The organism is Streptomyces sp. NPDC048353, from assembly GCF_055587165.1.
Genome location: NZ_JBVJGU010000003.1, coordinates 377,073 through 391,669 on the forward strand (window position 1 = coordinate 377,073; position 14,597 = coordinate 391,669).

Here is a 14,597-nt window from a genome sequence, read left to right on the forward strand (position 1 = left end):
TGTTGTGGCCCGGGGTTGTTGCGGCCGGGTCGGCCGGGGGCCCCTCCCCCACCCGAAACGCCGCCGCCCGTGGAGAGTGGTCTCTCCACGGGCGGCGGCGCCAGTCGGCTCAGGCCTTGTCGGCGCCGGGCGTCAGCCCTGTTCCGACGCGAGGCTCGCGGGGCGCAGGTCCGTCCAGTGGGACTCGACGTAGGCCAGGCAGCCCTCTCGCGTGTCCTCACCGAAGACGGTGCGCCAGCCGGCCGGTACCTCCGCGAAGGACGGCCACAGCGAGTGCTGGTTCTCCTCGTTGACCAGGACCAGGAAGCGGCCCTGCGGGTCCTCGAACGGGTTGGTGCTCATGCGGTTTCACTCCTTGTGGACATGGCGGTGAACAGCTCCGAAAGCGGCTGCTCGGGGTCGGCGGCCACGGTGCGCAGCAGCCTCTGAAGTTCGTCGGCGAGCCGCCGTGCCTTGGCGGCGCCGAACAGGTCGGTCGCGTGGATCAGCCCGCAGTGGACGGGGCCCTCGCCCCGCGGCTCGTAGAAGCTGAGGGTCAGTCGGGCCCGCGTCGAGCCGGTCGGCACGGCGTCGAGGGAGCCGACGCCGCCTTCCAGCTGGTCCAGGTCCGCCTGTTCGTGGTGGATGACCATGACCTGCGGGCCCTCGGCGGGCAGCCCGGTCGCCCGGACCACCTCGTCGAACGGGACTTCCTGGCGGTCGAGCGCGCTCAGCGTGGTCTCCCGTACGCGGGACAGCAACTCCGCGAACGTCGGGTCGCCCGCCGTGTCGGTGCGCAGCACGACCGTGTTGAAGAAGCAGCCCACCAGGTCGGCCAGTTGGTCGTCCGTGCGGCCGGCCACCATCGTGCCGATCGGCAGGTCGGTGCCCGCCCCGTGCGCGGTGAGCAGCGCCGCCAGGGCGGAGTGCAGGACCATGAACATGCTGGTGCCGGTCGCCCGGGCCAGATCGTCCACGGCCGCGTGCAGCGGCTCGTCCAGGACGAAGCCGACGTGGTCGGCGCCGTGCTCGGTCGCGCCGGAGCCGTCGGTGGGGAGCGCCAGCTCGGCCGGTACGTCCTTCAGCGTCTCCCGCCAGTAGGCGAGCTGACGGGCGCCCCGGCTGTCCGGGTCGTCGAGGTCGCCCAGGACCTCGCGGGCCCAGCGGCTGTAGTCCCCGTACGAGACGGGCAGCGGCTGCCACTCGGGGGCGCGGCCCTCGGTGCGGGCCGTGTAGGCCGCCGTCAGGTCGCGGAAGAGCGGCACGACCGACCATTCGTCCACCGTGAGGTAGTGCATGGTCAGGAGCAGCGCCTGGTCTCCCGACGTCTCCGTCAGGAGGTGCGCGGCGAGCGGTGCCGCGCGCTCCGGCTCCGGGGCCCCCGCGGCCAGCTCCGACAGACGGGTCTCCAGGTCGGCGCACGCCTCGCGGACGAGGACCGGGGGTTCGGCGGCGCGGTGGCGCACGGCGCCGTCGAGCTCCGTGAACGCCGTCCGCAGCGGCTCGTGGCGGGCCGCCACGTCGGCGAGGGCGGCCGCGAGGGCCTCCGCGTCCAGTCCGCCGCCGGGCGAGCGCAGCACGAGGGCGTGGTCGAAGCGCGGGTGGCGGCGGGAGGCGTCCCACTGCCAGCGCTGGACCGGGGCGGCCGGGAGCGGTTCCCGGCCGGCCTCCGCCGGCCGGAGTGCCGGGCGGGCGGCGGCCGCGCCCTTCAGCTTGCCCTCCAGGCCGGCGACGGTCAGCGCGTCGAAGACGTCGCGGATGCTCAGCTCGACCCCGAAGGCGGCCCGGATGCGGCCCAGGAGCCGCATGGAGGCCATCGAGTGGCCGCCGAGCGCGAAGAAGTTGTCGTGGATGCCGACCTTCTCCAGCTTGAGGATGTCGCAGAACAGCTCGGCGAGCTTCGCCTGTGTCCCGTTCGTCGGCTGGGTGTCGCCGGTCATGCCCGCCCAGTCCGGCGCGGGCAGCGCCTTGCGGTCGAGCTTGCCGTTGGGGGTCAGCGGCAGCGGCCCGTCCAGGGGGACGACGAGCGCCGGGACCATGTACTCCGGCAGGACGCCCGCCACGTGGGCGCGCAGCTCCTGCGGGTCCAGCTCCCCGGTCTCGGGTACGGCGTAGCCGACCAGGCGGACGATGTCGCCGTCGCGGTCGGGGACCACGGCGGCCTGGGCCACCGACGGGTGCGAGGTGAGGACCGCCTCGATCTCGCCGAGTTCGATGCGGAAGCCGCGCACCTTCACCTGGGTGTCGACGCGTCCGAGGAAGTCGACGTTGCCGTCGGCGCGCCAGCGGGCGCGGTCGCCGGTGCGGTACATCCGGCTGCCGGGCGGGCCGTACGGGTCGGCGACGAACCGCTCGGAGGTCAGCGCGGCCTTGCCGAGGTAGCCGCGGGCGAGGCCGCGTCCGGAGACGTACAGCTCGCCGGCGACGCCGGGCGGGACCGGCCGCAGGTGGTCGTCGAGGACGTAGCAGCGGGTGTTGGGGTCGGGGCGGCCGATCGGCACGCGGCCGGTCGGGCGGCCGGTCTGCTCGCGGGCGGGCCACAGCGTGGAGTTGACCGTCGCCTCGGTGAGCCCGTAGGCGCAGATCAGGTGGGCGGTGGCGCCGAAGCGCTCGAAGAGGTCCGGCGGCACGGTCTCGGTGCCGACGAGGACGGTCGATCCCTCGGGCAGTTCGCAGCCGGGCGGCAGCGCGGACACCAGGGACGGCGGCAGGATCATGTGGGTGATCCGCTGGTCGGCGAGGAAGTCCGTGAGCGCCGGGCCGGCGACCCGGGCCTCGTCCGTGATGAGGACGAGCCGCCCGCCGTGGCAGAGCGCCATCGACAGTTCGAAGGCGAAGACGTCGAAGCCGATGGACGCGAACTGCAGGACGCGGCTGTCGCGCTCCAGGCCCATCCGGTCGACGGCGGTGGCGACCAGGCTGGCGATGCCCTCGTGGGGGACGATGACGCCCTTGGGGCGGCCCGTGGAGCCGGAGGTGTAGATGACGTACGCGGCCTGGTCCAGGCCGACCGGTCCGCCGTCGACGGGGGTCTCGGGCAGGGCGTCCAGCTCGGTGGCGGTCGCCGGGTCGTCGAGGAGGACGACGGGGACGCCCGGCACGTCGGGGATCTTGCCGGCGACCGGCTCGGTGCCGACGACGAGGGCGGCCCGGGAGTCCTCGACCATGTAGGTGAGGCGGTCGGCCGGGTGGACCAGGTCGAGCGGCAGGAACGCGGCGCCCAGCTTCAGGGCGGCGAGGACCGTGGCGACCATGTCGACCGAGCGGGGCACGGCGACGCCGACGACGCTCTCGGCGCCCACGCCGCGGGCGGCGAGGAGGCGTGCGATGCGGTTGGCGCGGGCGTCCAGCCGCTCGTACGTCACGGAGCGGGAGCGGTCGACGACGGCGACCGCGTCGGGGCGCTCGGCGAGCCGCCGGGCGAAGAGCGCGGGGAAGGTCTCCTCGTCGACGTCGCGGGCGGTGGCGTTGAAGCCCTCCAGGACCAGTCGCCGCTCGTCGTCGCCGAGGATCTCGGCCCGGGAGACGGGCCGCTCGGGGGCGGCGACCAGGGCCGCGACGAGCGTGCGGAGGCGGTCGCCGAGGCGCTCGGCGGTCTCCTGGTCGAAGAGCTCGGTGGCGAACTCCAGGCGGCAGGCCAGGGAGCCGGTGCCGCCGTCGGCCGGGGTGTGCTCGGTGAAGCTGAAGACCAGGTCGAACTTGGCCGAGCGGACCCGGAAGGGGACGTAGTCGGCGTGCAGGCCGCGCAGTTCGAGGCCGTCGCCGGTGCGGGCGTGGTAGCCGACCATCACCTGGAACAGCGGATTCCGGGAGAGCGAGCGGGTCGGGTTGAGCTTCTCCACGACCGCCTCGAAGGGCACGTCCGCGTGCGAGAAGGCTGCCAGGTCGGTCTCCCTGACGCGGCCGAGGAGCTCCGTGAAGCTCGGGTCGCCGCTCAGGTCGGTGCGCAGCACCAGCGTGTTGACGAAGAAGCCGACGAGGTCGTCCAGGGCCTCGTCGCCGCGGCCCGCGATGGGCGAGCCGAGCGGGATGTCCGTCCCGGCGCCCATGCGGTGCAGCAGGGCGGCGACGGCGGCGTGCGCCACCATGAACATGCTGGCGCCGGTCTCGCGGGCGAGCCGCTTCAGACCCTCGTGGACGTCGGTGTCGAAGGCGATGTCCAGTTCGGCGCCGGTGAACGCCGGCCGGGCCGGGCGCGGCCGGTCGGTGGGCAGCTCCAGCTCCTCGGGGGCGCCGTCCAGCGTCGTGCGCCAGTACTCCAGCTGGCGGGCGGCCAGGCTGTCGGCGTCGGCCGGGTCGCCGAGGAGGCGCTGCTGCCACAGGGCGTAGTCGGCGTACTGGACGGGCAGCGGCTCCCAGTCGGGGGCCGCGCCGTCGAGGCGGGCGGCGTAGGCGGCGGCCAGGTCGCGGAGGAACGGCCGGTCGGACCACTCGTCGGTGGTGATGTGGTGGAGCAGCAGGACGACGACGTGGTCCTCGGGCGCCAGCTCCACGAGCGTGGCGCGCAGGGGCAGTTCGGCGGCCAGATCGAAGGGCCGGTTGGTGGCGGCGTCGACGATGCCGGGGATCTCGTCCTCGCCGGCGCGCAGCCGTTCCACCACGGGCCGCGCCTGGGCGGCGGGCAGGACGCGCTGGACGGCCTGGCCGTCGCTGTCCACGAACACCGTGCGCAGGGCCTCGTGGCGGGCGGTCACATCGGCGAGCGCGGCCTCCCACGCGTCGGCGTCGAGGGCGCCGCGCAGCCGCATGACCAGCGGGAAGTTGTAGGCGGCGGAGGTGCATTCGATCTGCTGGATGACCCACAGGCGCTGCTGGGCGTGGGAGAGCGGCAGCGCGTCGGGGCGCTCCCCGGCGGTCAGCGCGGGGCGGGCGGCGCCGCCGGAGCGGGCCGCGCGCTCGACGAGTTCGGCGACCGTGGGGGCCTCGAACAGGTCGCGGATGGCGAGTTCGGTGTCGAGCGCGGTGCGGGCCCGGCTGACGAGGCGGGTGGCCAGCAGCGAGTGGCCGCCCAGTTCGAAGAAGTCGCTGTCGATGCCGACGCTGCCCTCGGCCAGGCCGAGGATCTCCGCGAAGAGGGCGCAGAGCGTCTCCTCGCGGGGGGTGCGCGGGGCGCGGCTGGTGCCGGTGCCGGCGAAGTCGGGGGCGGGCAGGGCGCGGACGTCCAGCTTGCCGTTGACGGTCAGCGGCAGGGTGTCCACGGGGACGAGCGCGGAGGGGACCATGTAGTCGGGCAGGCCCGCCTTCAGGTGGTCGCGCAGCCGCTGGACCAGGTCGTCGTCGGCGGCGACGCCGTCCTCCGGCGCGAAGTAGCCGACCAGGCGCTTGGTGCCGGTGCTCTCGTTGACGACGACCGCCGCGTGGGCGATGTCGGGGTGGGAGGAGAGGGCGGTGGAGATCTCGCCCAGCTCGATGCGGTAGCCGCGGATCTTGACCTGGTCGTCGGTGCGGCCGAGGAAGTCGAGCAGTCCGTCGGGGCGCTGCCGGACGAGGTCGCCCGTGCGGTACATCCGCTCGCCCGGCTCGCCGAACGGGTCGGCGACGAAGCGCTCGGCGCTCAGTCCGGGGCGGTCGTGGTAGCCGCGGGCCAGGCCGGTGCCGGCGATGTACAGCTCGCCCGGGCAGCCCGGCGGGACGGGCCGCAGCATGGTGTCCAGGACGTAGGCGCGGGTGTTGCGGATGGGCAGGCCGACCGTGGGGGTGGGGCTGTCGGTCGTGGAGCCGCCGAGGGTGTTGATCGTGTACTCGGTCGGTCCGTACAGGTTGTAGCCGTACGTGCTCTCGGTGCGGCGCAGCTTCGTCCACACGGTGTCGGAGACGGCCTCGCCGCCGAGCAGGACGAGGGCGGGCCGGTGCTTGCCGGCCTGTTCGTCCCGGTCGAGGAGGCCTTCCTCGATGAGGAGCTGGGCGTAGGTGGGCGTGACGTTGACGACATCGACCCGGTGAGCGTCGCAGTAGGCGACCAGGGCCTCGGCATCGCGGCGCAGCTCCTCGTCGCAGACGTGGACCTCGTGCCCCTCGACGAGCCAGAGCAGCTCTTCCCAGGACATGTCGAAGGCGAAGGAGACGGTGTGCGCGATGCGCAGGCGCCGTCCGCCGGCCGAGGCGATGGCCGGGTCGAAGATCTCCTTCTGGTGGTTGAGCTGCATGTTCGTCAGGCCCCGGTAGGGGGTGACGACGCCCTTGGGGCGGCCGGTCGAGCCGGAGGTGTAGATGACGTACGCCGGGTGCTCCAGGCGGCCGGCCAGGCCGTGGGCGAACGCGGGGCGTTCGGCGTCGGTGATCTCGTCGCCGGGCAGGGCGGCGAGTTCGGCGGCGACGGTCTCGTCGTCCAGGAGGAGTTCGGGGGCGGCGGCGCCGTTGTCCCCGCGCAGGGTGGGGGCGACGGCGGCGGTGGAGACCAGGCAGAGCGGCCCGGTGTCCTCGACCATGAGGCGGAGCCGGTCGGCCGGGTGGTCCAGGTCGAGCGGGAGGTAGGCGGCGCCGGTGCGCAGGACGGCGAAGAGGGCGGCGACCATGTCGATGGAGCGGGGCAGGGCCAGTGCGACGACCTTCTCCGGACCGGCTCCGCGGGCGAGCAGCAGCCGGGCGATCCGGTTGATGTGCGCGTCGAGTTCGGCGTAGGTGAGGGCGCGTTCGCCGAAGACCAGCGCGACGGCGTCCGGGGTGCGGGCGACCTGGGCGGTGAGCATGTCGGCGATGGTCTCGTCGGGTACGGGCTCGCGGCTGGCGGCCCACTCGGCCGTCAGGGCGGCGCGCTCGGCGGGCAGCAGCAGGTCCACGCCGACGGTGCGGGCGCCTGCGGCGTCCGGGGCGGCGAGGGTTTCGGCGAGCCGCTCCAGGACGGTGGTGAACCGGCCGAGGATGGTGGTGGCCGCCTCGGCGTCGAAGAGGTCGGGGCGGGCCGCCAGGGTGACCCGGAGCCGGGTCTCGGGGGTGACGATCAGGGTCAGCGGGAAGTGGGTGCCGTCGACGTTGGTCACGTCGGTGATGCCGTGGCGCTGCCGGAGCGCGGCGGCCCGGTCCTCGCCGTCGGCGGAGCGGAGCACGAAGAGGGTGTCGAAGAGGCGGCGGTGGCCGGTCTCCTGCTGGAGCGTGCCGAGGCCGACGTATTCGTAGGGCATGACGGCGGCGCGCTCGGTCTGCATGCGGCGCAGCAGGTCGAGCAGCGGCTCGTCGGGGGTGAAGGCGACCCGTGCGGGGATCGTGTTGAGGAACATGCCGATGATGCCGGCGACGTTCGGCACGTCCGTGGGGCGTCCGGCGACGGCGGTGCCGAAGGCGACGTCGCCGCGGCCGGTCATCGCGGAGAGGACGAGGCCCCAGGCGGCGTTGAGGACGGTGTTGAGGGTGAGGCCGTGGCGGCGGGCCAGGGCGCGCAGGGCGTCGCTGGTCTCCTGGGTGAGCAGCGCGTCGAAGTCGGCCGGGATGACCGGGTCCGCGTCGCGGCCGGTCGGGGCGACCAGGGTCGGCTCGTCGAAGCCGGCGAGGGCGCCGCGCCAGGCGTCGACGGCCTGGGTGGTGTCCTGCTCGTCGAGCCAGGCGAGGTAGTCGCGGTACGAGCCGGGGGCGGGCAGGCCTGTGGTGTCGCCGCCGCGCTCGTACAGCGTGAACAGCTCCTCCAGGAACAGCCAGGCGGACCAGCCGTCCCACAGGATCAGGTGGTGGGTGACGACGAGCCGGTCGCGTCCGTCGCCGAGGCGGACGAGCTGGAGGCGGCACAGGGGCGGTGCGGACAGGTCGAAGCGGCGGCGGCGGTCGGCGGCGAGGAGGTCGTCGAGGCGGGCGCGCTGCTCGTCGGCGGGCAGGGCGGACAGGTCGGTCTCGACGAGCGGGATCTCGGCGCCGTCGGCGATGAACTGCACTGGCCGGGGCAGGCCGTCGCTGGTGAACCCGGCGCGCAGGCTGGCGTTGCGTTCGAGGAGCGCCCGGCATGCGGCGCGGAGCCGGTCGGCGTCGAGGCGGTGGTCGAAGTCGAGGTTCTCCTGCGACAGGTAGACGTCGAGGGCGTCGCCCGCGTCGTAGGTCGCGTGGAAGTACATGCCCTCCTGGAGCGGGGAGAGCGGCCAGACGTCGGCGACGGGCAGCCCCGCGACGGCCTCGACGCGGGCGGTCTCCTCGTCGGTCAGCTCGAGGCCGCCCAGCGGGGCGGGGGCCGGGGGCTCCGCCTGGGTCGCCGCGGCGGCGGTGAGCTGTCCGAGGAGCGCCTGGAGCGCGGGGTCGACGGCCGCGCCGGACAGGCTCTGCTGAGCCAGCATCGCCTGGAGCGCGGCGGCGGCCTGCCCGGCGTCGGTGGCCGACACGGTGACGGCGGGGGCGGCGGGCGCGTCCGCGGGAGGCGTGGTGTCGGGCCGGGGGTCCGGAGCCTCCTGGGCCGCCGCGGCGAGCGCGGCGGGCGTACGGTGCTCGAACACGTCGCGCGGGCTGATGGTCAGTCCCCTTTCCCGGGCCTGGGTGACGACGGCGATCGAGGTGAGGCTGTCGCCGCCGAGCATGAAGAAGTCGTCGTCGGCGCCGATCCCCGGGGTGCCGAGGACGGCGGTGAAGATCTCGCAGAGGGCGCTCTCGCGGGCGTCGCGGGGCGCGCGTCCGCCGGTCTTGGGGGCGACGGCCGGCGAGGGCAGGGCGTTCTGGTCGAGCTTCCCGCTCGGCGACAGGGGCAGTTCGTCGAGGGTGACGACGGCGCCGGGCACCATGCTGGCGGGCAGCTCCGCGGCGAGTGCGCCGAGCAGGGCGTCGCCGTCGGGGGCGGTGGCCCCGGCGGCGGGCACGGCGTAGCCGACGAGGGCGCCGTCGCGGACGATGACGGCCGCGCGGCCGACGCCGGGCAGGGCGGCGAGGGCGGCCTCTATCTCGCCCAGTTCGATGCGGTTGCCGCGGATCTTCACCTGGCGGTCGGTGCGGCCGAGGTATTCGACGGCGCCGTCGGCGCGGCGCCGGACCAGGTCGCCGGTGCGGTACATGCGGGTGCCGGGCTCCCCGAAGGGGTCGGCGACGAACCGCTCGGCGGTCAGGCCGTGCCGGTCGTGGTAGCCGCGGGCCAGCTGGACGCCGGCGAGGTACAGCTCGCCGGGGACACCGTCCGGGACGGGCCGCAGGAAGGCGTCGAGGACGTACAGGCGGGTGTTCCAGACGGGCCGGCCGATGGCGACGGCCGGCTCGGTGCCGCCCTCGTACGGGAAGGAGGTCACGTCGACGGCGGCCTCGGTGGGCCCGTACAGGTTGTGCAGCGGCACCGGGCCGCGGCCGGGGCGGGCCGTCAGGGCGGACCAGCGCCGGGCGTCGGGCCCGGTGAGCGCCTCGCCGCTGCAGAAGACCCGGCGCAGGCTCGCGGCCCAGTCGGCGTCGCCGGGGGCGGCCTCCATGGCCTGCACGAACGCGGCCAGCATGGACGGGACGAAGTGGGTGGTGGTGATCCGCTCGGTGCGGATCAGCTCGGCGAGGTACGCCGGGTCGCGGTGGCCGTCGGGGCGGGCGAGGACGACGGTGGCGCCCTCGGTCAGCGCCCAGAAGAACTCCCAGACGGACACGTCGAAGCTCGACGGGGTCTTCTGGAGCACCCGGTCGTCGGCGGTCAGGCCGTACTCGCCCTGCATCCAGGCGAGTCGGTTGACGATCGCGCGGTGGGTGACGGAGACGCCCTTGGGGCGGCCGGTGGAGCCGGAGGTGTAGATGAGGTAGGCGGGGTGGTCGGGTCCGGCCTGGACGGCGGGGGGCGCGTCGGCGGCCGGTGCGTCGGGGTCCTCGTCCGCCAGGTCCACGAGGAGGTGTTCCAGGCCCGGTACGGCGGGCAGCCGTGCGGCCGAGGCGGCGGTGGTGACGACCGTACGGGCGCCGGAGTCGCCGAGCATGAACGCGACCCGGTCGGCGGGGTAGTCGAGGTCGACGGGGAGGTAGGCGGCGCCCGCCTTGTGGACGGCGAGCAGGGCGACCATCAGCTCCGCCGAGCGGGGCACGGCGACGGCGACGAACCGCTCGGGGCCCGCGCCGCGCGCCCGCAGGCGCCGGGCCAGCGCCTCGGCGCGCCGGTCGAGTTCGGCGTAGCCGAGGGTGGTGGACTCGAAGACGACGGCGGGGGCGTCCGGGGTGCGTGCCGCCTGGGCGGCGAAGAGGGAGGCGAGGGTGGCACCGTCGTCGGGGAGCGGGTGGGCGGTGGCGTTGAGCTCGGTGAGGCGCTCCTCCTCGCGGTCGGAGAGCAGTCCGAGGCGGGCGACGGTGCGGCCGGGGTCGGTGGTGAGGGTGCGCAGCAGGGTCTCGAAGCGGTTCGCGAGGACGGCGACGGTGACCTGGTCGAGGCGGGCCGCGTCGTACTTGAAGCGCAGCGCGAGGTGGCCGTCGCGGGGTTCGACGATGAGCGCGAGGGGGTAATGCACGGCGTCGAGCACCTCGGCGGAGGTGACGAGCGGCGTGCCGGTCTCCCCGCCGGAGGCGAGGTCGCCCGCCGGGTAGTTCTCGAAGACGACGAGGGTGTCGAAGAGTTCGCCGCCGCCGGCGACGCGCTGGATGTCGGCGAGGCCGAGGTGCTGGTGGTCCAGGAGCGCCGCGTGCTCGTCCTGGACGCGTCGCAGCAGGTCGGTGAGGGATTCGCCGGCGCGCAGGGTCACCCGGGCCGGGAGGGTGTTGATGAAGAGGCCCACGGCGGCGTCGAGGCCCGCGACCTCGGTGGTGCGGCCGGAGACGGTGGTGCCGAACACGACGTCCTGGCTGCCGGTGAGCGCGCCGAGGAGCAGCGCCCAGGCGCCGTTGACGACGGTGCTGAGGGTGAGGCCGTGGGACCGGGCGCGGGCGGTCAGGTCGGCGGTGAACACCTCGGGCAGGCGCAGGTCGACGTGTTCGGGCTGGGCCCGGCGCGCGGCGCCGGCGGCGTCGTCGGTGGCGAGGGCGGGCAGCCGGGTCGGTCCTTCGAGGCCGGCGAGCGCCCCGGCCCAGGCGTCGCGGGCGGCGTCGCGGTCCCGGCCGGCAAGCCAGGAGAGGTAGGCGTGCGGTGCGACGGGCTCGGGCAGGGCGTCGCCGCGGTAGGCGGCGGTGAGTTCGCGCAGCAGCACGGAGACGGACCAGCCGTCGGCGATGATGTGGTGCAGGGTGAGGAGCAGCCGGTGGCGCTGCCCGTCGCGGATCAGGGTGGCGCGCAGCAGCGGCGGGGCGGCCAGGTCGAAGCCTGCGGCGCGGTCCTGGCGCAGGATGTCGGCGAGGCCGGTCCGGGCCGTGTCGGCCTCCCGCCAGGGCAGGGTGACGCGGTCGGCGAGCCGCTGGACGACCTCGCCGCCGGGGAGCTGGCGGAAGGAGGCGCGCAGCAGCGGGTGCCGGTCCAGGGTCAGCTGGAGGGCGGCGCGCAGCCGCTCGGGGTCGACGGCGCCGGCGAGGTCGAGGACCTCCTGGACGACGTACAGGTCGCCGTGCTCCCGGTCGAAGGCGGCGTGGAAGAAGAAACCTTCCTGGAGCGGGGAGACGGGCAGGGCGTCCTCGTCGAGGACGACCGTCGGGGCCGGCGCGGTGCCGGGGGCGATCGGGGCCGCGGTCCTGGCGAGCGCGGCGACCGTGCGCTGCCGGAACACGTCGCGCGGGGTGAGGGCGAGTCCGGCCTCCCGGGCGCGGTTCACCATCTGGATGGCGACGATGCTGTCGCCGCCCAGTTCGAAGAAGCTGTCGTGGACGCCGACCGAGGGCAGGCCGAGCACCTCGGCGAAGAGCGCGGCGAGCGCGGTCTCCTCGGGGGTGGTGGGAGCGTCGTCGCCGGCCATCGCGGTCCACTGCGGCGCGGGCAGGGCGCGGCTGTCGAGCTTGCCGTTCGGCGTGAGCGGCAGCGGCCCGTCGAGGCGGACGAGGGCGGAGGGGACCATGTAGTCCGGGAGGGCGTCGGCGATCCGGGCCCGGGCGTCGGCGACGGCGGTGTCGGCGTCGGTGCCGGCCTCGGCGACGAGATAGGCGACGAGGCGCTTGACGCCGCGGTGGTCCTCGCGGACGAGGACGGCGGCCTGGGCGACGCCGGGGCAGGCCATGAAGGCGCTCTCGACCTCGCCGGGCTCGATGCGGTGGCCGCGGATCTTGATCTGTCCGTCGGCGCGGCCGAGGAACTCCAGGTTGCCGTCGGCGCTCCAGCGCACCCGGTCGCCGGTGCGGTACATCCGGGCGCCGGGCTCGTCGGCGTACGGGTCGGCGACGAAGCGCTCGGAGGTGAGCCCGGGCCGGCCGAGGTAGCCGCGGGCCAGGCCGCGCCCGCCGACGTACAGCTCGCCCTCGGCGCCGACGGGCACCGGGCGCAGCGCGGAGTCGAGGACGTACGTCCGGGTGTTGGGGTCGGGCCTGCCGATGGGCGCGGGGCCCGGCCGGTCGGCGTCGGCGGTCCACAGCGTGGAGTTGACGGTGGCCTCGGTGAGGCCGTACGCGACGACCACCCGGACGCGGCCGGCCCAGCGGGCGATGAGTTCGCTCGGCACGGCTTCCGTGCCGACGACGAGCACGGCGCCGTCGGGCAGGGCGCACTCCTGCGGCAGCGCCGAGACGAGCGACGGCGGCAGGATCATGTGGGTGGCGCGGTGGTGGGCGATGTAGTCGGTGAGGGCGGGTCCGGCGACGCGGCGCTCGGTGGGGACCACGATGACGCGGCCGCCGACGCAGAGCGACATGATCAGGTCCCAGACCGTCACGTCGAATCCGGCGGACGCGAACTGCACGACCCGGCTGTCGGCGGTGATGCCGATGCGGTCGGTGGCGGTCGCGATGAGGCTGCCGACGCCGTCGTGGGAGACGACGACGCCCTTGGGGCGGCCGGTGGAGCCGGAGGTGTAGATGACGTACGCGGCCTGGCCGAGGGCGACGGGGATGCCGGGGGCGGTGGGGTCGAGGGCGGCGCACTCGGCTGCGACGGCGGGCTCGTCGAGGAGCACGCGGTCGGTGCCGGGGGTGTCCGGCAGGCCGTCGGCCAGCTCGCGGGTGGTGACGACGGTCCGCGCGCCGGCGTCGTCCAGCATGTAGGCGATGCGGTCCTGGGGGTGGTCGGCGTCCAGCGGCAGGTAGGCGGCGCCGGCCTTCATCACGGCCAGCAGGGCGACGACGAGTTCCGGGGAGCGCGGCAGGGCGACGGCGACGACGTCCTCGCGGGCCGTGCCGCGGGCGACGAGGAGGCGGGCGAGGCGGTTGGCGGCGCCGTCGAGCTGCGCGTACGACAGTTCCCGGTCCTCGCAGACGAGGGCGACGGCGTCGGGGGCGAGGCGTACCCGCTCCTCGAAGGCGGCGGGCCAGGACAGCTCGGGGGCGGGGCGCGGCGCCACGCCGAACTCGTCGAGGAGCAGGGCGCGTTCGGCGGCGGAGGTCAGCTCGATGTGCCCGACGGGCAGGCCCGGGTCGGCGGTGAGGGCGTCGAGGACGGCGAGGAAGCGGCGCTCGTGGTCGGCGAGGGTGGCCTCGTCGCAGACCTCGGCGTCGGCGTCGAGGTGGATGCGCAGGCCGTGGCCCTCGGCGAACTCGCCGAAGGTGAGGGCGAGGTCGCTGACGGGGCCGAGCCAGCAGGGCACGAACTCGGCGTCGGCGCCGGCGAAGCGGAGGCCCTCGGGCTGCGGGAGGATGTTGACGGTGGGGCCGACGAGTTCCTGGACGCCGTCGACCAGGCCGAGGTCCCGTGCGAGGTCCTCGGCGCGGTAGCGGCTGTGGGCGACGGCCTCGGAGACGGCCGTGCGGACGGTGTCCAGCAGCTCGGTGCCGGTCATGTCGGGGCGGACGGCCAGGCGCAGCGGCAGGATGTTGGAGACCATGCCGGGGACGCGGCGGGTCGCGGGGTCCTGGCGGGTGGTGACGGGCAGGCCGAGGACGAGGTCCTGTTCGCCGGTGGCGCGGTGGAGATAGGCGGCCGAGGCGGCGATCAGGAGCCGGGAGAGCGACCGGCCGGCGGCGGTCGCCCGGGCGCGCAGCTCCGCGGCGGCCTTGGGGTCGAGCTGGGTGGTGCGGCGGACGCGGCGCCGCATCGGGGCGTGGGCGCGCTCGACGAGCCGGACGGGCTCGGGGCGGCCGGCCATCCGCTCGCGCCAGTAGGCGCGGTCGCTCTCGTACTGCTCGGAGGCGCGGTAGGCGGTGTCCGCCTGGACGAGCCGGGTGAGGGACCAGTCGGGGGCCGGGATCGGCTCGTCGGTGGAGTAGAGGTCGCCGGCGCGGCGGGTGATCTCGGCGATGCCGGCGCCGTCGACGACGATGTGGTGGTAGCGCTGGAACCACCAGACGCGCTCGTCGTCGAGCCGGAGGAGCGCCTGCGCGAACAGCGGGCCGGCGGAGAGGTCGGCGGGGCGGTCGCGGTCGGCGTCCATCCACCGGTAGGCCGCCTGCTGGGGGTCGGACTCGCCCCGCAGGTCGACATGGGCCACCTCGACGGGGTGGCGGGTGGGGATCTGGCGCGCCGCGCCGTTCACGTCCTCGACGCGGACGTGCAGGCTCTCCGCTTCCTCGGAGGCCTGGCGGACGGCGGAGGTCAGCCGGTCCAGGTCGATGTCGCCGCGGAGCTGGAGCACGAACGAGATGTTGTAGGCCGAGCCCTCCGGCTCGATCTGCTGGGCCAGCCAGATGCCGGACTGGCCGCCCGTGACGGGTATCCCGGAAGCGGACGTCCGGTCCGACTCGACGTCAAACATCGT

2 protein-coding genes are annotated in these 14,597 nt (G+C 75.0%); both read right to left on the minus strand.

Annotated features, from left to right (window positions below; translation table 11 throughout):
* Positions 1 to 132: 132 nt before the first annotated feature.
* Complete coding sequence (locus ACZ6RC_RS12075) at positions 133 to 342, minus strand: MbtH family protein (RefSeq protein ID WP_391134918.1); 210 nt, start codon at positions 340 to 342, stop codon at positions 133 to 135.
* Positions 339 to 14,594 carry an amino acid adenylation domain-containing protein gene (locus ACZ6RC_RS12080; RefSeq protein ID WP_469581500.1) on the minus strand — a complete coding sequence of 4,752 codons (14,256 nt, stop codon included), beginning with the start codon at positions 14,592 to 14,594 and terminating at the stop codon, positions 339 to 341. Before ACZ6RC_RS12080 ends, ACZ6RC_RS12075 begins: the two co-directional genes overlap by 4 nt.
* Positions 14,595 to 14,597 lie beyond the last annotated feature (3 nt).